Source organism: Citrobacter sedlakii NBRC 105722, from assembly GCF_000759835.1.
Classification (GTDB): Bacteria; Pseudomonadota; Gammaproteobacteria; order Enterobacterales; family Enterobacteriaceae; genus Citrobacter_A; species Citrobacter_A sedlakii.
In genome coordinates, this window is sequence record NZ_BBNB01000001.1 from 383,099 (window position 1) to 400,602 (window position 17,504).

Here is a 17,504-nt window from a genome sequence, read left to right on the forward strand (position 1 = left end):
ATGACAACATTACTTAATCCCTATTTTGGTGAATTTGGCGGCATGTACGTGCCGCAGATACTGATGCCCGCGCTGCGCCAACTGGAAGAGGCGTTCGTCAGCGCGCAAAAAGACCCGGCGTTTCAGGCCCAGTTTACCGACCTGCTGAAAAACTATGCGGGTCGTCCCACCGCGCTGACGAAGTGCCAGAACATTACGGCGGGCACCCGCACCACGCTGTATCTGAAGCGCGAGGATTTGCTGCACGGCGGCGCGCATAAAACCAACCAGGTATTAGGCCAGGCGCTACTGGCAAAGCGAATGGGCAAAACCGAGATCATCGCGGAAACCGGCGCCGGACAGCATGGCGTTGCGTCGGCGCTGGCCAGCGCGTTGCTCGGCCTGAAATGCCGCATCTACATGGGCGCGAAGGACGTTGAGCGCCAGTCGCCCAACGTGTTTCGTATGCGTCTGATGGGTGCTGAGGTCATTCACGTTCACAGCGGTTCCGCGACGCTGAAAGATGCCTGTAATGAGGCGCTGCGCGACTGGTCTGGCAGCTACGAATCCGCCCACTATATGCTCGGCACTGCGGCAGGTCCGCATCCTTTCCCGACCATTGTACGCGAATTCCAGCGCATGATCGGCGAAGAAACCAAAGCGCAAATCCTAGAAAAAGAAGGACGTTTGCCGGACGCCGTTATTGCCTGCGTTGGTGGCGGTTCCAACGCTATCGGGATGTTTGCTGACTTCATTAATGAAACCAGCGTCGGGTTAATTGGCGTTGAACCAGGCGGTCACGGGATAGAAACAGGCGAACATGGCGCCCCGCTTAAGCATGGCCGCGTCGGGATTTACTTCGGTATGAAAGCGCCAATGATGCAGACTGAAGAGGGTCAGATCGAAGAGTCTTACTCAATTTCCGCGGGTCTGGATTTCCCGTCGGTGGGGCCGCAGCACGCTTATCTGAACAGCACCGGGCGTGCCGATTATGTGTCGATTACCGACGACGAAGCGCTGGATGCGTTCAAAACGCTGTGCCGTCATGAAGGGATTATCCCGGCGCTGGAATCCTCCCACGCATTGGCCCATGCGCTGAAAATGATGCGTGAGAACCCGGAGAAAGAGCAACTGTTGGTGGTAAACCTCTCCGGACGCGGCGACAAAGACATCTTTACGGTACACGATATTCTGAAAGCGCAAGGGGAAATCTGATGGAACGCTACGAAACGCTGTTTGCACAACTGAACGATCGCAAGGAAGGCGCCTTTGTCCCCTTCGTGACTCTCGGCGACCCCGGCGTGGAACAGTCGCTCAGCATTATCGATACCCTGATAGAGGCTGGCGCTGACGCGCTGGAGCTGGGGATCCCTTTCTCCGATCCGTTAGCCGATGGCCCGACTATTCAGAGCGCAACCCTGCGCGCTTTTGCCGCAGGCGTTACGCCAGGCCAGTGTTTTGAGATGCTGGCGGCCATTCGCGCTAAGCATCCAACGATCCCGATTGGTCTGCTGATGTATGCGAATCTGGTATTCAGTAAGGGCATTGATGAATTTTATGCGCAGTGTGAAAAGGTCGGCGTGGATTCGGTACTGGTTGCCGATGTGCCGGTAGAAGAATCTGCCCCCTTCCGTCAGGCTGCGCTACGCCACAATGTCGCGCCAATTTTCATCTGCCCGCCCAATGCGGACGATGACCTGCTGCGCCAGATTGCCTCCTACGGTCGCGCCTACACTTACCTGGTGTCTCGCGCAGGGGTGACCGGGGCCGAGAACCGGGCGGCGCTGCCATTGCACCATCTGGTAGAAAAGCTGAAGGAATATCACGCTGCGCCTTCCCTGCAAGGTTTCGGTATCTCGGCGCCGGAACAAGTATCCGCCGCCATTGACGCCGGTGCGGCAGGTGCGATATCGGGTTCAGCGATTGTAAAAATCATCGAGAAAAATATCGACACTCCTGAGCAGATGCTCAGCGAACTAAAAACCTTCGTCAGCGATATGAAAGCGGCCACCCGCCGTTAACACATTGCAGGCCGCCAGATTCATGCTGGCGGCCTGCTCCGTTGCGTGACGTCAACGCACTCAAGCCATGAACAGGTTTCCATAACTTTTCCTTCAGTCTGCTGTAATAGCAGGGTTTTTTGGTTGGTTACGCCTCCCGTCTGCTGCCTACAGCCGCGTTTATACGACCTGCACCCTCAAAAAATCTGCATCAATAGAAAATTTTCCTTCATGGATTTTGAACACCCACGGTTTGCCAGGAATAATCCTAAAGCCCTGAGCCCAGACAACGCTTAAACGTCAGTTAGCCGCAGTTAACGTAAGTTTATGTCAGCATTACGTTTATCATTAACATAACCACACATTATGGTAACGTAAGTTATTAGTTGAAAGGTTAACGATATGTCGCTAAGCCACTCATTTTTAACGGGCTACTATTAAATAATTAATATCGCAGCAAAATTATTTTCACCGCAACCAGAACAGCCGCTTAAATTTGACTATCTGCTGATAGCGACTAATTTTAGAAGGGTGACGACAACGGTCACAAATTAACATTTATATATATTAACGAAACAGGAGAAATAACATGGCCGAACATCGTGGTGGTTCAGGAAATTTCGCCGAAGATCGTGAAAAAGCATCAGAAGCAGGCCGCAAAGGCGGTCAGCATAGCGGCGGGAATTTTAAAAACGACCCGCAACGTGCTTCTGAAGCAGGTAAAAAAGGTGGCCAGAATAGCCACGGCGGAAATAAATCCGACAAATCATGATTTAATTGTTTCCACAACAACATGATTTCTCGAAGCATGCTGCGAGTCTTCGGGCTCGCAGTATTAATCTCAGGAGAATACCAATGAATATGAAGACTGTTGAAGACGTTTTTATCCATCTACTTTCAGACACCTACAGCGCAGAAAAACAATTGACTCGTGCTCTGTCGAAATTATCCAGAGCCGCCTCTAACGAAAAATTAATCCAGGCGTTTCAGGCTCACCTTGAAGAAACGCAGGGTCAGATTGAGCGTATCGATCAGGTCGTTGAATCTGAAGCCGGTATTAAAGTGAAGCGCATGAAGTGCGTGGCGATGGAAGGCCTGATTGAAGAAGCGAATGAGGTCATTGAAAGCACTGAGAAAAACGAAGTGCGTGACGCCGCCCTGATTGCTGCTGCGCAAAAAGTTGAACACTACGAAATTGCAAGCTACGGCACTCTGGTAACGCTTGCCGAACAACTGGGCTATACCAAAGCGGTCAAACTGCTTAAAGAAACGCTGGAAGAAGAAAAAGCCACTGATTTAAAACTTACCGATTTAGCAATTGGTAATGTGAATAAAAAAGCCGGAAATAAATCCTGATAATTTTATTTCCTGTTTTTAACCCACGCTGCTTTTAATTATTTTCTGAGGACATAACCAATGAATGCGATTGAACATTATCATGACTGGCTTCGTGACGCCCATGCTATGGAAAAACAAGCCGAATCCATGCTCGAATCAATGGCGAGCCGCATCGATAATTACCCTGACTTGCGTGCAAGAATTGAACAACATATTAGCGAAACCAAGCATCAAATTACGGTTCTGGAAGGTATTCTCGACCGCAATAATATTTCCCGCTCGGTTATCAAAGATTCAATGAGTAAAATGGCTGCGCTTGGTCAGTCTATCGGCGGTATGTTCCCTTCCGACGAGATCGTGAAAGGGTCAATTAGCGGCTACGTTTTTGAGCAATTCGAAATTGCCTGCTATACCTCCCTGCTCGCAGCTTCGCAAAAAGCAGGCGATACCGCGTCTATTCCTGCCATTGAATCCATCCTTAATGAGGAAAAACAAATGGCTGACTGGCTGATTAAACATATTCCTGACACAACAGAACAATTCCTGCTGCGCTCTGAAGCAGACGGCGTAGAAGCGAAAAAATAAATTATTATCAGGAGGCAGAATGTTTCGACACGTTAAACAACTTCAATATACGGTGCGAGTCAGTGAGCCTAATCCTGGTTTAGCAAATCTTTTGCTGGAGCAATTTGGCGGCCCTCAGGGCGAACTGGCTGCTGCATGTCGTTACTTTACCCAGGGGCTGGGTGATGATGATGCAGGACGCAAAGAGATGCTGATGGACATAGCGACCGAGGAACTGAGCCATCTGGAAATCATCGGTTCGCTGGTAGGCATGCTGAATAAAGGCGCAAAGGGCGCGCTGGCTGAAGGTACGGAAAACGAAGCCGAGCTGTATCGTTCCCTTACCGCTAACGGCAACGATAGCCACATTACTTCCCTGCTCTATGGCGGCGGCCCTGCCCTGACCAACTCCGCAGGCGTGCCGTGGACAGCGGCTTACATCGACACAATTGGCGAAGTGACCGCCGATTTGCGATCCAATATCGCTGCTGAAGCACGGGCAAAAATTATTTACGAGCGGCTGATTAACGTCACAGACGATCCCGGCGTTAAAGACGCGCTGGCGTTTCTGATGACCCGTGAAGCTGCGCACCAGTTGTCGTTTGAAAAGGCGCTGTACTCAATTCGCAATAACTTCCCGCCGGGTAAATTGCCGCCTGTGGAGCAGTACACCAACGTGTACTACAACATGTCTCAGGGTGACGATCCGCGCGGTAGCTGGAACAGTGACGAGAACTTTGAATATGTTGCCGAACCGATGCCAGCCGTTGACGGCGGTGACGGTCTGGCTACCGTCAAACTGACGAAACAGCAGCAAACGCTGTTAAAAGCGATGGCGGAAAGAACCAAGTCCGATCCGTCGGCTGACCCGCTCACCGGTGCAGAACTCGGTCAAGGCGAGCCGCAGGAAAAGCAGTAATAGCGTGAAGAAATAATTCCGTGTGTGTCATGTCCTTATTGACCCCGTAAATACGGGGTCTTTTTTTATGGCATCAGAAACGATAACCGGCGGAGAACATAAATACCCACGGGTCGAGACGAATGTTGTCATTGTATCGGCCTGCCGGCAGTACTGCGCCGTTGGATTTATATTTCGCTTCGGTATCAATATCCATGTACCAGACGGACATGTTGATCAACCAGTCGCGATCGATTAGATAATCCAGCCCAACCTGTCCTGCTACGCCCCATGAGTCCTTCAGACTCAGATCGGATAACCCCGCTTCCTTTCCATCATCATTAAATTTGGTATCAAAGAAAGTGGTGTAATTCACACCTGCCCCTACGTACGGGCGCAGCTTGCTGCTGGAATCGCCAAAATACCATTGCGCCATCAGTGTTGGCGGTAAATGGTGAACGGTTGCGATATCACCGGTCGCCTGCGTGCCGACCTTATGGCGGAACGGTGTCGCCGCCAGTAATTCAACGCCGATGTTATCGGTTGCCATGTAAGTAAAGGTCAGGCCGAGTTGGGTATTGTTACTGACGTTAAAACCGCCCAGATGGCCTAATGTGCCGTCTGCGCCTTCTGTCGGACGAACCGTCGCCGAGCCTGCCCGAATAAAAAACTCGCCAGCTTCATGCGCATAGACGCCGCCAGAGAGAAGTGTACTTACTGCCAACGCCGCCACTGTTAACTTTTTCATATCCGCTCCATCGTTATGGTTATAACTGCGTGACGAATATACCTACATTGGAGTAATGAGTGATCTAACCTGGATCACATTACGTCGTGTAATTTAACATTTATTGATCCAGATTAATTTAGAAGTAGCATTCAAAATCCTGGTTATTGTCATTCAGATCAAATTTGAAATATTTTCATAAAGTGAATATCTTTTGAGCAATCGTCAAAGCCAGCGCCTGTTTATTGCTTCCTGCTTTACAAAGATATGCTTTTCCATACAACCGTTGATGCTGCCACTGCGCCTTTATCCAGGGTACAATTGCCCGCTTAATAACACCTGCAAAACTCAAGGAGAGTGCATGTCTATCACGGCGAAGTCCGTATACCGTGACACCGGGAATTTTTTCCGTAATCAATTTTTAACCATCCTGCTGATCTCGCTGCTGTGCGCGTTTATCACGGTGGTATTAGGGCATGCCTTCTCACCCAGCGATGCGCAAATCGCGCAGTTGAGTGAAGGGGATCATCTGGCCGGGAGCGCTGGCTTGTTCGAGCTGGTGCAAAATATGACGCCAGAGCAGCAGCAGATCCTCCTGCGTGCGTCGGCGGCGTCCACGTTCTCCGGCCTTATCGGTAATGCCGTCCTCGCCGGTGGCGTGTTGTTAATGATCCAGCTCATTTCCGCAGGCCACCGCGTGAGCGCGCTGCGTGCTATTGGCGCCAGCGCGCCGGTGCTGCCAAAGCTGTTCATTCTGATTTTGCTGACCACGCTGCTGGTGCAACTGGGGATTATGCTGATTGTGGTGCCCGGCATTCTGCTGGCCATCGTATTGGCTCTGGCCCCGGTGATGCTGGTGCAGGATAAGATGGGCATATTTGAGGCCATGCGTAACAGCATGCGTCTGGCGTGGGCGAACATGCGACTGGTGGCCCCGGCCGTCATCGGTTGGCTGTTGGCAAAAACGCTACTGTTGCTGTTCGCATCGAGCTTTGCCGCCTTTGACCCGAACGTTGGCGCGGTGATCGCAAATACGTTGAGCAATTTGATCTCTGCCGTATTGCTCATCTACCTGTTCCGTTTGTATATGTTGATTCGCCAATAACCCCTTACGCGTCGCAGGCCTTTTCGCCCGACGCTTTTGATTACGGAAATGAACAATGAAGCAGTTTCTCGATTTTTTACCGCTGGTGGTCTTCTTTGTTTTTTACAAAGTCTATGACATCTATGCCGCCACCTCCGCGCTGATTGTGGCAACGGCCATCGTGCTTATCTACAGTTGGGTTCGCTACCGCAAGGTAGAGAAAATGGCGCTGATTACTTTTGTTCTGGTCGCTGTGTTTGGTGGGCTGACGATCTTCTTCCATAACGATGAGTTTATTAAGTGGAAAGTCACGGTCATTTATGGCCTGTTTGCCAGCGCGTTGCTGATCAGCCAGTGGGTAATGAAAAAACCGCTGATTCAGCGCATGTTGGGTAAAGAACTGACGCTGCCGCAAGCAGTGTGGTCGAAGCTCAACCTCGCGTGGGCGGTGTTCTTTATTCTGTGCGGCCTCGCGAATATTTATATCGCGTTCTGGCTACCGCAAAATATCTGGGTGAACTTTAAAGTGTTTGGCCTGACCGCGCTGACGCTGATTTTTACCCTGCTCAGCGGCGTCTATATTTATCGACATATGCCGCAGGAAGACAAATCCTGAACCGCTTTTGATGCCAGGCCTGAAAGCCTGGCTTTTTTTCTCCCCTCCCGGTATCACCTGTTCTGCACTTTTCCTTTGTTATCGATCCATAAATTGGGTGAATCATGAAGATATTGTGGAGATTGCCTTCCCGATATTGTAATGAGAATGCTTATCATTGATATTCCGTATCGCGTTTTTAACAATAGGGATGTCCGTTGATGATTTCGATAATAAAAAGCTCTCCGCGCCCTCTGGCGCTCTTGATTGCCGCAGCATTGAGTGGAAATGCGTTCGCTGCAGACGACGCGATGAATGACGGTGAAACCATGGTCGTTCAGGCCACCGCCGAAGAAGCCCTTAAGCAGCAGCCAGGGGTGTCTGTCATTACCGCCAAAGACATTGAAAAACACCCTCCCGTTAACGATCTCTCCGATATTATTCGCACTATGCCGGGGGTTAACCTGACGGGTAACAGCGCCAGCGGCAGCCGGGGCAATAACCGTCAGATAGACATTCGCGGTATGGGTCCGGAAAACACCCTTATTTTGATTGACGGCGTACCGGTAACGTCCAGAAACTCGGTACGCTATAGCTGGCGCGGCGAGCGGGACACCCGGGGTGATACCAACTGGGTGCCTGCGGAAATGGTTGAGCGCATTGAGGTTCTGCGCGGCCCGGCGGCGGCACGCTACGGCTCTGGCGCCGCTGGCGGCGTGGTGAATATCATCACCAAACAGCCAACAAACGACTGGCACGGCTCGCTTTCTCTCTATACCAACCAGCCCGAGAACAATAAAGAAGGCGCGACCAAGCGCGCAAACTTCAACCTGAGTGGGCCGCTCATTGACGATGTACTGACGATGCGCCTGTACGGAAACATTAACAAAACCGACGCCGACGCCGCGGACATCAATACCCAACAAAACGGCTCCTATGCCGCCGGACGTGAAGGGGTACGCAACAAAGATATTAATGCCCTGCTCTCCTGGAAACTGACGCCGCAGCAGATTGTCGATTTTGACTACAGCTACAGCCGCCAGGGGAATATTTACGCAGGCGACACCCAGTACAGTAACAGCAACGTCAGCCCTAATGGTCTGGTCAACACGCTATACGGTGAAGAAACTAACCGGATGTACCGTCAGTCATGGGGCTTAACCCATAACGGGATCTGGGACTGGGGACAGTCAAAATTCGGCGTCTATTACGAAAAAACCCATAATACGCGGATGCAGGAAGGCTCGACCGGGAAAGTGGAGGGAATGATCAATAATACCGATTACTCCACCAGCCGCCTGGAGTCGTATCGTTCTTCTGGCGAACTGAACATTCCGGTCTTCTGGCTGGTCGATCAAACCCTGACCCTTGGGGCCGAATGGAGCCGCGATGAACTAAACGATCCGGCATCGATGCAGGCGACCAGCGCATCCGGCGTGCAGATTGGCAATGTCTCCGGCGACGCTTCTGACCGTAGCACGAAAAACAGCGCCACCCTGACCGGTATTTATCTTGAAGATAACATCCAGGCGCGCCCAGGAACGGACATCATCCCGGGGATCCGCTTTGACTATCACAACGACTTCGGCAGTAACTGGAGCCCCAGCCTGAACATGTCCCAGGAGCTTGGCGACATGTTTAAGCTAAAAGCCGGGATTGCGCGGGTCTTCAAAGCGCCAAACCTGTATCAGTCCAGCGAAGGCTATCTGCTGTCCACACGCGGCAACGGCTGCCCGAATAATATCGCCACGGGCAGTTGCTACCTGCTGGGCAACCCGGACCTGGATCCGGAAATCAGCATCAATAAAGAGATCGGTCTTGAATTTAACTATGACGGCTGGGATGCGGGCATAACCTGGTTCCGTAACGACTACAAAAATAAGATTGTTTCGGGAACCGACATCATCGGCTACGCCTCTAACGGCAACAACATTCTGCAGTGGGAAAACGGCGGCAAAGCAATAGTCGAAGGTCTGGAAGGTAACGTGGTGATCCCGCTGCTGCCGGACACCCTGAGCTGGCGCACCAATGCGACCTACATGATCAAATCGGAAAATAAGGACACCGGTAACCCACTGTCGGTTATTCCTAAGTACACGATCAATACTATGCTCGACTGGCAGGTTAACGATAAATTCTCGACAAACCTCCAGTGGACGCAGTATGGCCGTCAGAAACCGCGTGAGTACGCCGAAACGCGTAACGAAACCGGCGCAATGTCGGATAAAGAAATCGGCGCCTACGCGATTGTCGGCATTGGCGCGAATTATCAGATGACAAAGAATCTGCGACTTAATGCGGGCATCAGTAACCTGTTCGATAAGCAGATTTATCGTGAAAACGACGGCGCGTCGACCTACAACGAACCAGGCCGGGCATATTACGCTGGCGTCACCATGTCATTTTAATCTCTCCAACGCCCGCCTCGCGGGCGTTTCCCCTCTGTTATCCATGCGAAAATCATAGTAGCATCGCGGCTGGAATTTTTTCTCTCTACTCGGTTTTACCATGACAACAACAACTAACGTCCCTCAGGGCGAACTGGTTTTACGCACACTGGCCATGCCCGCCGACACAAACGCCAATGGCGATATTTTTGGCGGCTGGCTGATGTCACAAATGGATATTGGCGGCGCGATTCAGGCGAAAGAGATTGCTCATGGCCGCGTGGTAACCGTCCGCGTGGAAGGAATGAGCTTTCTGCGCCCGGTAGCCGTGGGCGATGTCGTGTGCTGTTACGCGCGCTGCGTGAAGCGCGGAACCACCTCGGTGAGTATTAATATTGAAGTCTGGGTGAAAAAAGTGGCGTCAGAGCCCATTGGCCAGCGCTACAAAGCAACCGAAGCGCTGTTTATCTATGTTGCGGTTGATCCGGACGGAAAGCCGCGCCCGCTGCCGGTGCAGGACTGATATCGGAAACCTGCCTCAACAGTGCCGGAGGACGGTGTACTGTCTTCCGGCTGCGGATTTATACGATTCATTACTCGATCTGTGTGGTGCCGTTCAGACGGAAGACAATATTGACCACCAGCCCGGAACCGGGTTTACCCGCTTCGTAGCGCCATCTGCGCATCGCATTCTTCACTTCACGCTCGAACATATTGGCAGGTTGGGCAGAAAGAATTTGCACATTGTCCACCCGACCGTCTGCAGTCACATCAAATTTCACCTTCACCCGCCCTTCAATACGTAACGCCTGCGCGCGCGCCGGATACTGCGGCTGATTACGGCGCAGGGCGCGGGGTCCTGACGGCACGGCGACAGCAGGTTTGCTGGTTGCCGCCGCGCTACGGGTCGTCGGACGCGCAGACGCGTTAGTGTCAAACGGTGATGCCGGACGCGGCTCTGCAGGCTTAACGTCCCGTTTCGGCTGCTCCTCGACCTTTTTCACCGGCTTCGGTTTGGGTTTCGGTTTTGGCTTTGGCTTGGGTTTCGGTTTTTCGATCACCACCGGCGCTTCTTTTGGCGGTTCGGGGGTAATTTCAGGTTCCGGCTCGGGTTCAGGCTCAACGACCGGTTGCGGCGGCGGCTGAACCGCCTGAGGCGGTTCCAGGTCTGCCGGAGAGACCATCGTTACGGAGATAGGCTGCGCAGGCGCGGGCAGTTCAATAACCTGATGTACCGAGGTATATAAGAGTCCCGCAACCAGCGCGCCATGAATGGCAACAGAGAGCAGCGTCGGCCAGGGGAAGCGACGAGGTAAATCAAGGGTCATTGAAGTCATAATCGTTTCAGTTGAAAAACCAGACCTCAATTTTAAATGCAAATAGCAATCATATTCAATAAGGCATCACGGTCGGCGGCATTTAAAAACCAAATTCTGGCGAAAAAAATCCTTGCTAACGCTGTGGCCTTAACAAAGCTGACATCTTTGCGTTGCAGTCAGGTGACCTTTCCAATAACGTATTTACACACTCGATCTGCCTGTTTGCGTCCCATGACGTTTCTGATTAAGGAGCCTTATACGTGCTTTATGTTATCTATGCTCAGGATCACGCCGATTCGCTGGAAAAACGCCTTTCCGTCCGCCCTGCTCATCTGGCGCGTCTGCAGTTGCTTCGCGATGAAGGTCGTTTGTTGACCGCAGGTCCAATGCCCGCGGTCGACAGCAACGATCCGGGTGCGGCGGGTTTTACCGGCTCAACGGTCATTGCAGAATTTGATTCACTGGAAGACGCGCAAAAGTGGGCGGAAGCCGATCCGTATGTGGCCGCCGGGGTGTATGCCCAGGTGTCGGTTAAGCCCTATAAGAAAACGTTTTAAACCGCGGTTCTTTGGGCACCGCAGGCGGTGCCCGTGTTGCTCAGACGCTGTGGATCGCAAACAGCAGCGCGTTACGCTGATGGTTGAGGATACACTTTCTGATTGAGTGGATCCGCATATTGCGACGTGACTGCCCTTCAAGCCAACGCGCTTTTCGGCGACTGGCCTGACGCAGCATACGCCAGCGTCCCACTTCCGTTCTACTCCGCTTCATGTGACTTACTCTTACAGTGCAAGAGTCTGCATTATACGCCTCGTCGCCAGGCAGGCTAGCGCTTTTCCCGCGTTTTTATTTGCCAGATTAATCCTGACGCGTAAACTCTTAACAATGCGCTTTCAAAAGGATTTTTAAACTATGACAACCTTCTACACGGTGGTGAGTTGGCTGGTCATTCTGGGCTACTGGGTGCTCATTGCCGGTGTAACATTACGTATATTAATGAAACGACGCGCGGTGCCTTCCGCCATGGCCTGGCTGCTGATCATTTATATACTGCCGCTGGTCGGGATCATCGCTTATCTTTCCGTTGGAGAACTTCACTTAGGCAAACGTCGTGCTGAACGCGCGCGGGCAATGTGGCCTTCCACGGCCAAATGGTTAAACGATCTCAAATCCTGCAAACACATTTTCGCCGAAGAAAACAGCAGCGTGGCGTCCTCGCTGTTTAAACTTTGCGAACGTCGCCAGGGCATTGCCGGCGTCAAGGGCAACCAGCTCCAGTTGCTGACCGACACCGACGATGTGATGCAGGCGCTGATCCGGGACATCCAGCTGGCGCGGCATAACATCGAGATGGTGTTTTATATCTGGCAGCCAGGCGGCATGGCCGATCAGGTTGCGGAGTCGCTGATGGCGGCCGCGCGTCGCGGCATTCACTGCCGTCTGATGCTCGACTCTGCTGGCAGCGTGGCGTTCTTCCGCAGCCCATGGGCGGCGATGATGCGTAACGCCGGGATAGAAGTGGTTGAAGCGCTCAAGGTTAACCTGCTTCGCGTCTTCCTGCGGCGCATGGACCTGCGTCAGCACCGTAAAATGGTGATGATTGACAACTACATTGCCTATACCGGCAGCATGAATATGGTGGATCCGCGCTACTTCAAACAAGACGCCGGCGTCGGCCAGTGGGTAGACTTAATGGCGCGCATGGAAGGTCCGGTTGCGACTGCGATGGGCATCGTTTACTCCTGCGACTGGGAGATCGAAACCGGCAAGCGCATTTTGCCCCCGCCGCCGGACGTCAATATTATGCCTTTCGAGCAGGCCAGCGGTCACACGATCCACACCATTGCATCCGGCCCCGGCTTCCCGGAGGATTTGATTCATCAGGCGCTGCTGACCGCCGCGTATTCCGCGCGTGAATATTTGATCATGACGACGCCCTACTTCGTGCCCAGCGACGATTTGCTGCACGCCATCTGTACCGCCGCCCAGCGCGGCGTGGACGTCAGCATAATTCTTCCCCGCAAGAACGATTCCCTGCTGGTTGGCTGGGCCAGCCGTGCGTTCTTTAGCGAACTGCTGGCGGCAGGCGTCAAAATTTATCAGTTCGAAGGCGGCCTGTTACATACCAAAAGCGTCCTGGTGGACGGTGAGCTGAGTCTTGTCGGTACGGTCAATCTGGATATGCGCAGCCTGTGGCTGAATTTCGAAATCACGCTGGTGATCGATGATGCCGGATTCGGCGGCGATCTCGCCGCGGTGCAGGACGACTATATCTCCCGCTCGCGGTTGCTGGATGCCCGTTTGTGGGTAAAACGCCCACTCTGGCAGCGGATTGCCGAGCGACTGTTTTACTTCTTCAGTCCATTGCTGTAAAACGTGCCCAATAGTGGGTAAACAGGTAGTCATTATGGATATGGATCTGAACAATCGCCTGACTGAAGATGAAACGCTTGAGCAGGCTTACGATATTTTTCTCGAACTGGCGGCCGATAACCTCGACCCGGCAGACATAATTCTGTTCAATTTACAGTTCGAAGAACGCGGTGGAGCGGAATTGTTTGATCCGTCTGAAGACTGGCAGGAACACGTCGATTACGACCTGAATCCTGATTTCTTTGCCGAGGTAGTGATTGGGCTTGCCGACAGTGAAGACGGCGAGATTAACGATATTTTTGCCCGCGTTCTCCTGTGTCGCGAAAAAGACCATAAGCTCTGCCATATTCTCTGGCGCGAATAACCCTCCGTCATGCCGGAAAGCCGCCCGCTTTCCGGCGTTCTTCCCTTACCCCGGTAATTTACTGCCACAGTGGTTGCAATACCGCGCGCTGTTTTCGTGCTTGCTTTGCTGGCAGTGCGGACACTTGCGCGGCTGATTATCCTTTTGAAACGCGGTACTCATATGGGTAGTAATTAAGCCGGTTGGGATAGCAATCACCGAATAGCCAATCAGGATCAACAGCGAGGCAACAATCCGCCCAAGCGGCGTATGTGGCGTGATATCGCCATATCCGACGGTGGTGACCGTCACTATCGCCCAGTAGACAGAAGCGTTCAGCGTAGTAAAACCGTATTTCGGCCCCTCGATGAGATACATCAGCGTGCCGAAAATAATCATGACGATGGCGATAAAAGAATAAAACAGAATCAACTGATGCCGCGCGCTGACAATTGCCTGCCAGAATACGCGCAAAGAAGGCATAAAGCGCAGCAGCTTTAAGATACGCAATACGCGGATCGCCCGCATGGCGCGCCAGGCAAAGACATAATTCAGGCTGATCTCCGGCCATAGCCACATAACGTAGAGCGGCAGTATGGTGGCTAAATCAATTATTCCCCAAAAACTGAACACATATTTTGCCGGGTTCGGCCAACTGATCAGACGCAGCAAATATTCGACGGTGAAAATGAGCGTGACGAACAGTTCCAGCCAGACAAAAAGATGCCATTCGTCATAGGTCAGGTGATACTGGGTTCCCAGTCCCGATTCGACAAAAATAATGACCACGCTGATCAGCGCAAACAGCGCGCACAGACCTTCAAAGCGCCGCCCCGAGCGGGTATTCAGATCAAATAAGGTGTGGTAAAGACGACGCCGAATCGACGATAAAGAAAGTGACACGGTAACCTCACAATAAAAAACAGGGCTGACGTGATATCAGCCCTGGCAATTATAACGGGTCTACTTTCAGGCAGGAAACAGCATGTCGGAAACTGCCTTCCAGCACCGGGCGTGTTTTTGCGCACTCCGGCCCGGCGATCGGGCAACGGGTGCGAAATACACAGCCGGAAGGCGGGTTAATTGGCGAAGGCAATTCCCCTTCCAGCAGTTGGATGGTCTTGTTTTTTTCCCGATCGGGATCGGGGATCGGCACGGCAGACATCAACGCTTTAGTATAGGGGTGCAGCGGGTTGTGATACACCTCATCGTAGGTCCCCAGCTCTACCGCATGCCCCAGATACATCACCAGTACGCGGTCGGAGATATGCTTCACCACCGCCAGGTCATGGGCGATAAATATCAGCGACAACCCCATCTCACGCTGCAATTGTTGCAGCAGATTCACCACCTGCGCCTGGATGGAGACGTCGAGTGCCGAAACCGGCTCGTCGCAGATAATGAGCTTCGGCTCCAGGATCAGCGCACGCGCAATACCGATACGCTGGCACTGACCGCCGGAAAACTCGTGCGGGTAACGGTTGATGAGATTTGGCAGCAACCCCACTTTCATCATCATCGCCTTGACCCGTTCGCGTACGTCCTGCCGCGGTAGCGCCGGATGATAGGTGCGCAGCGGTTCAGCGATAATTTCTCCGATGGTCATGCGTGGGTTCAGCGACGCCAGTGGATCCTGAAAAATCATCTGGATATCGCTGCGCACGTTGCGCCACTCTTCCGCTTTCATACCCAGCAGATCTTTTCCCAGCCAGGCCACTTTGCCGTCGGTCGCTTTCACGAGACCAATAATCGCCCTTGCGAAGGTCGATTTTCCACAGCCTGACTCCCCCACGACGCCCAGCGTTTCGCCTTCGTACAGCCGCAGCGTCACGCCATCCACCGCCTTCAGCGTTTTTGACGGCTGCCAGAACCACTGCTTGCCGTCTTTAATCGCGAAATGAACCTTCAGATCGGCAATTTCGAGGAGGACTTTACGTTTTTCATCTACAGCATTCATACCAGTTCCTCCACCGGTTTAAAGCAGGCGCGCAGGCGACCCGGGCTGAACTCGTCGAGCGGCGGCGCGTTGCTGCATATCTCCATCGCGTAGGGACAGCGCGGCTGAAACGGGCAGCCTTTCGGCAAACGCAACAGGTTTGGCGGGTTGCCGGGAATCGTTAACATCTCTTCGCCTTCGCCATCCAGACGCGGCACCGCGTTAAGCAAGCCGATGGAATAGGGGTGAACGGGACGGTAAAAGACGTCGCGCGCTGCGCCGTACTCCATAGTGCGCCCCGCGTACATCACCAGCACTTTGTCGCAAATACCCGCCACAACGCCAAGATCGTGGGTAATCATAATGATTGCCGTATTGAACTCCCGCTTCAGATCATTGAGCAGGGTCATGATTTGCGCCTGCACGGTCACGTCCAGCGCGGTAGTCGGTTCATCGGCAATCAGCAGTTTTGGTCGACACAGCAACGCCATCGCGATCATGACGCGCTGGCGCATGCCGCCGGAAAACTCATGAGGAAACATTCTCATGCGCTTGCGGGCTTCCGGCATTTTGACGGCATCCAGCATTCGCACCGACTCTTCAAATGCCTCAGCTTTGCGCATTCCTTTATGCAGCATCAGCACTTCCATTAGCTGCTCCCCAACGCGCATATAAGGGTTCAGCGAGGTCATTGGGTCCTGGAAGATCATCGAAATTTGCTCGGCGCGCAGTCTGTTCAGTTCCCGTTCGGGTAGATTAAGGATCTCACTGCCATTGAACTTTGCCGATCCGCCAATCCGGCCATTGGGGGCCAGCAGCCCCATCAGCGCAAACGCGGTCTGCGATTTGCCTGAGCCGGACTCGCCGACAATTCCTAAGGTTTCCCCGGCACGCAAGGTAAAGTTCAGATCGTTTACGGCAGTGACGTCACCGTCCGGCGTACTGAAGGTCACGCGGAGATCCTGTACGTCCAGCAGTGCGTTAGCCCGTTGCTCCGCGAGCGGCGCGGTTGCTGTTTCAATTACGCTCATGGCTGCGCTCCTTAACGGTCTTTCGGGTCGAGGGCATCACGCAAGCCATCGCCAATAAAGTTAAAACAAAACAACGTCACCACCAGGAATCCTGCCGGAAACAGCAGCAACCACGGCGAAACTTCCATTGAGTTCGCGCCGTCGCTTAATAACGCGCCCCAACTGCTCAGCGGCTCCTGGGTTCCCAATCCCAGGAAGCTAAGGAAAGATTCAAACAGGATCATGCTTGGCACCAGCAGCGACGCGTAGACCACCACCACCCCAAGCACGTTGGGCACAATGTGGCGGATAACGATATTCGTCGTGGAAACGCCGCCCACCTGAGCGGCCTCGATAAACTCTTTACGCTTCAGGCTCAGCGTCTGACCGCGCACGATACGCGCCATGTCCAGCCAGGAGACCATGCCGATAGCCACAAAAATCAGCAGGATATTTTGTCCAAAGAAGGTGACCAGCAGGATCACGAAGAACATAAACGGGAAGGAGTTGAGGATTTCCAGCAGGCGCATCATCACCGAATCCACTTTGCCGCCGAGATAGCCGGAAAGCGAGCCGTATAGCGTCCCCACAATCACCGCCACCAGCGCAGCGGCGATCCCCACCATCAGAGAAATACGTCCGCCAATCGCCACGCGCACTAGCAGGTCGCGACCGGACGAGTCAGTGCCGAAATAGTGTCCGGACTCAACGTCCGGCGCGCTCGACATCATTCCCCAGTCGGTATCAAAATAGGTGAACGATGACAGCATTGGCGCCAGCGCGACGAACAAGGCAATAATGACCAGAACAACCAGACTGGCAACCGCCGCACGGTTATGCATAAAGCGTCGGCGGGCATCCTGCCACAGGCTGCGCCCTTCGACCTCCAGCTTTTCACTGAAATTCTCCAGCGCCTCGCTGTTTTTCTTACTTAACATCATCGCGAGCTCC

Annotated in this window: 20 protein-coding genes and 1 pseudogene; 14 read left to right on the forward strand and 7 right to left on the reverse strand. The window is 53.1% G+C overall.

Translation table 11 applies throughout. The features are described from left to right. The 6 genes from trpB to CSE01S_RS01840 all read left to right on the forward strand — a co-directional run bounded on the left by trpB (position 1) and on the right by CSE01S_RS01840 (position 4,800). Positions 1 to 1,194 carry a tryptophan synthase subunit beta gene (trpB, locus tag CSE01S_RS01815; RefSeq protein WP_042283466.1) on the forward strand — a complete coding sequence of 398 codons (1,194 nt, stop codon included), beginning with the start codon at positions 1 to 3 and terminating at the stop codon, positions 1,192 to 1,194. Beyond that, positions 1,194 to 2,000 carry a tryptophan synthase subunit alpha gene (gene trpA, locus CSE01S_RS01820; RefSeq protein WP_042283468.1) on the forward strand — a complete coding sequence of 269 codons (807 nt, stop codon included), beginning with the start codon at positions 1,194 to 1,196 and terminating at the stop codon, positions 1,998 to 2,000. Before trpB ends, trpA begins: the two co-directional genes overlap by 1 nt. Before the next feature lie 568 nt (positions 2,001 to 2,568). After that, positions 2,569 to 2,751, forward strand: coding sequence for a con-10 family general stress protein (locus tag CSE01S_RS01825; RefSeq protein WP_042283472.1), 183 nt, complete (start codon positions 2,569 to 2,571; stop codon positions 2,749 to 2,751). An 83-nt stretch (positions 2,752 to 2,834) separates the two neighbouring features. Beyond that, positions 2,835 to 3,335 (forward strand): YciE/YciF ferroxidase family protein, encoded by a 501-nt coding sequence (locus CSE01S_RS01830; protein ID WP_042283474.1) that lies wholly within the window; start codon positions 2,835 to 2,837, stop codon positions 3,333 to 3,335. Positions 3,336 to 3,395: 60 nt separating this feature from the next. Then, positions 3,396 to 3,902, forward strand: a complete 507-nt coding sequence (locus CSE01S_RS01835; protein ID WP_042283477.1) for a ferritin-like domain-containing protein — start codon at positions 3,396 to 3,398, stop codon at positions 3,900 to 3,902. Positions 3,903 to 3,921: 19 nt separating this feature from the next. Then, positions 3,922 to 4,800: a manganese catalase family protein gene (locus CSE01S_RS01840; protein WP_042283479.1), complete on the forward strand. Its 879-nt coding sequence runs from the start codon at positions 3,922 to 3,924 to the stop codon at positions 4,798 to 4,800. A 73-nt stretch (positions 4,801 to 4,873) separates the two neighbouring features. Here the strand turns inward: CSE01S_RS01840 and ompW are convergent, their stop codons facing one another. Further along, a complete protein-coding gene (gene ompW, locus CSE01S_RS01845; protein WP_042283481.1) occupies positions 4,874 to 5,527 on the reverse strand; it encodes an outer membrane protein OmpW in 654 nt (217 codons plus the stop codon). 234 nt (positions 5,528 to 5,761) lie between these two features. Between ompW and CSE01S_RS22670 the strand changes: the two are divergent. The 5 genes and pseudogenes from CSE01S_RS22670 to yciA all read left to right on the forward strand — a co-directional run. After that, positions 5,762 to 5,839: pseudogene (locus tag CSE01S_RS22670) on the forward strand (YkgJ family cysteine cluster protein); the annotation flags it as partial. 28 nt (positions 5,840 to 5,867) lie between these two features. Next, positions 5,868 to 6,611 (forward strand): YciC family protein, encoded by a 744-nt coding sequence (locus tag CSE01S_RS01850; RefSeq protein ID WP_042283485.1) that lies wholly within the window; start codon positions 5,868 to 5,870, stop codon positions 6,609 to 6,611. 55 nt (positions 6,612 to 6,666) lie between these two features. Further along, a complete protein-coding gene (locus tag CSE01S_RS01855; RefSeq protein WP_042283489.1) occupies positions 6,667 to 7,206 on the forward strand; it encodes a septation protein A in 540 nt (179 codons plus the stop codon). Between the two features lie 200 nt (positions 7,207 to 7,406). Further along, positions 7,407 to 9,593, forward strand: coding sequence for a TonB-dependent siderophore receptor (locus tag CSE01S_RS01860; protein ID WP_042283495.1), 2,187 nt, complete (start codon positions 7,407 to 7,409; stop codon positions 9,591 to 9,593). Positions 9,594 to 9,693: 100 nt separating this feature from the next. Continuing rightward, a complete protein-coding gene (gene yciA, locus CSE01S_RS01865; protein ID WP_042283498.1) occupies positions 9,694 to 10,095 on the forward strand; it encodes an acyl-CoA thioester hydrolase YciA in 402 nt (133 codons plus the stop codon). A 70-nt stretch (positions 10,096 to 10,165) separates the two neighbouring features. On the opposite strand, the gene tonB is transcribed toward yciA, so the two are convergent. After that, on the reverse strand, positions 10,166 to 10,900 hold the full coding sequence (gene tonB, locus CSE01S_RS01870) for a TonB system transport protein TonB (RefSeq protein WP_042284704.1): 735 nt from the start codon (positions 10,898 to 10,900) through the stop codon (positions 10,166 to 10,168). Positions 10,901 to 11,151: 251 nt separating this feature from the next. On the opposite strand from tonB, the gene CSE01S_RS01875 reads away from it, so the two are divergent. Continuing rightward, a complete protein-coding gene (locus tag CSE01S_RS01875; protein WP_042283503.1) occupies positions 11,152 to 11,448 on the forward strand; it encodes a YciI family protein in 297 nt (98 codons plus the stop codon). A 40-nt stretch (positions 11,449 to 11,488) separates the two neighbouring features. Here CSE01S_RS01875 and CSE01S_RS22995 read toward each other — a convergent pair whose 3' ends face one another. Beyond that, a complete protein-coding gene (locus tag CSE01S_RS22995; RefSeq protein ID WP_131729057.1) occupies positions 11,489 to 11,662 on the reverse strand; it encodes a YciY family protein in 174 nt (57 codons plus the stop codon). A gap of 141 nt (positions 11,663 to 11,803) precedes the next feature. Here CSE01S_RS22995 and cls point away from each other — a divergent pair, with 141 nt between their 5' ends. Together cls and CSE01S_RS01885 are read left to right on the forward strand one after the other, a co-directional pair. Then, the gene (gene cls / locus CSE01S_RS01880) at positions 11,804 to 13,264 is read left to right on the forward strand and encodes a cardiolipin synthase (protein ID WP_042283506.1); all 1,461 of its coding nucleotides are present in this window, start codon (positions 11,804 to 11,806) and stop codon (positions 13,262 to 13,264) included. Between the two features lie 34 nt (positions 13,265 to 13,298). Then, on the forward strand, positions 13,299 to 13,628 hold the full coding sequence (locus CSE01S_RS01885; RefSeq protein WP_042283511.1) for an HI1450 family dsDNA-mimic protein: 330 nt from the start codon (positions 13,299 to 13,301) through the stop codon (positions 13,626 to 13,628). Positions 13,629 to 13,673: 45 nt separating this feature from the next. Here CSE01S_RS01885 and CSE01S_RS01890 read toward each other — a convergent pair whose 3' ends face one another. From CSE01S_RS01890 to oppC, 4 genes are read right to left on the reverse strand one after another with little or no spacing between them, the layout of a single operon-like run. Then, complete coding sequence (locus tag CSE01S_RS01890; protein WP_042283514.1) at positions 13,674 to 14,510, reverse strand: ion transporter; 837 nt, start codon at positions 14,508 to 14,510, stop codon at positions 13,674 to 13,676. A 49-nt stretch (positions 14,511 to 14,559) separates the two neighbouring features. Further along, positions 14,560 to 15,564, reverse strand: a complete 1,005-nt coding sequence (gene oppF, locus CSE01S_RS01895) for a murein tripeptide/oligopeptide ABC transporter ATP-binding protein OppF (protein WP_042283516.1) — start codon at positions 15,562 to 15,564, stop codon at positions 14,560 to 14,562. Next, a complete protein-coding gene (locus CSE01S_RS01900; RefSeq protein WP_042283521.1) occupies positions 15,561 to 16,574 on the reverse strand; it encodes an ABC transporter ATP-binding protein in 1,014 nt (337 codons plus the stop codon). Before CSE01S_RS01900 ends, oppF begins: the two co-directional genes overlap by 4 nt. 11 nt (positions 16,575 to 16,585) lie before the next feature. Further along, complete coding sequence (oppC, locus tag CSE01S_RS01905) at positions 16,586 to 17,494, reverse strand: oligopeptide ABC transporter permease OppC (RefSeq protein ID WP_042283524.1); 909 nt, start codon at positions 17,492 to 17,494, stop codon at positions 16,586 to 16,588. Positions 17,495 to 17,504 lie beyond the last annotated feature (10 nt).

What these genes read in the sequence shown, in the direction of transcription:
- oppC (WP_042283524.1), bottom strand. Translation starts at nt 17,494, where the DNA reads ATGATGTTAAGTAAGAAAAACAGCGAGGCGCTGGAGAATTTCAGTGAA.
- CSE01S_RS01830 (WP_042283474.1), top strand. Translation starts at nt 2,835, where the DNA reads ATGAATATGAAGACTGTTGAAGACGTTTTTATCCATCTACTTTCAGAC.
- oppF (WP_042283516.1), bottom strand. Translation starts at nt 15,564, where the DNA reads ATGAATGCTGTAGATGAAAAACGTAAAGTCCTCCTCGAAATTGCCGAT.
- tonB (WP_042284704.1), bottom strand. Translation starts at nt 10,900, where the DNA reads ATGACCCTTGATTTACCTCGTCGCTTCCCCTGGCCGACGCTGCTCTCT.
- CSE01S_RS01885 (WP_042283511.1), top strand. Translation starts at nt 13,299, where the DNA reads ATGGATATGGATCTGAACAATCGCCTGACTGAAGATGAAACGCTTGAG.
- CSE01S_RS01825 (WP_042283472.1), top strand. Translation starts at nt 2,569, where the DNA reads ATGGCCGAACATCGTGGTGGTTCAGGAAATTTCGCCGAAGATCGTGAA.
- trpA (WP_042283468.1), top strand. Translation starts at nt 1,194, where the DNA reads ATGGAACGCTACGAAACGCTGTTTGCACAACTGAACGATCGCAAGGAA.
- ompW (WP_042283481.1), bottom strand. Translation starts at nt 5,527, where the DNA reads ATGAAAAAGTTAACAGTGGCGGCGTTGGCAGTAAGTACACTTCTCTCT.
- cls (WP_042283506.1), top strand. Translation starts at nt 11,804, where the DNA reads ATGACAACCTTCTACACGGTGGTGAGTTGGCTGGTCATTCTGGGCTAC.
- CSE01S_RS01840 (WP_042283479.1), top strand. Translation starts at nt 3,922, where the DNA reads ATGTTTCGACACGTTAAACAACTTCAATATACGGTGCGAGTCAGTGAG.
- CSE01S_RS01900 (WP_042283521.1), bottom strand. Translation starts at nt 16,574, where the DNA reads ATGAGCGTAATTGAAACAGCAACCGCGCCGCTCGCGGAGCAACGGGCT.
- trpB (WP_042283466.1), top strand. Translation starts at nt 1, where the DNA reads ATGACAACATTACTTAATCCCTATTTTGGTGAATTTGGCGGCATGTAC.
- CSE01S_RS01835 (WP_042283477.1), top strand. Translation starts at nt 3,396, where the DNA reads ATGAATGCGATTGAACATTATCATGACTGGCTTCGTGACGCCCATGCT.
- CSE01S_RS01855 (WP_042283489.1), top strand. Translation starts at nt 6,667, where the DNA reads ATGAAGCAGTTTCTCGATTTTTTACCGCTGGTGGTCTTCTTTGTTTTT.
- yciA (WP_042283498.1), top strand. Translation starts at nt 9,694, where the DNA reads ATGACAACAACAACTAACGTCCCTCAGGGCGAACTGGTTTTACGCACA.
- CSE01S_RS01850 (WP_042283485.1), top strand. Translation starts at nt 5,868, where the DNA reads ATGTCTATCACGGCGAAGTCCGTATACCGTGACACCGGGAATTTTTTC.
- CSE01S_RS01860 (WP_042283495.1), top strand. Translation starts at nt 7,407, where the DNA reads ATGATTTCGATAATAAAAAGCTCTCCGCGCCCTCTGGCGCTCTTGATT.
- CSE01S_RS22995 (WP_131729057.1), bottom strand. Translation starts at nt 11,662, where the DNA reads ATGAAGCGGAGTAGAACGGAAGTGGGACGCTGGCGTATGCTGCGTCAG.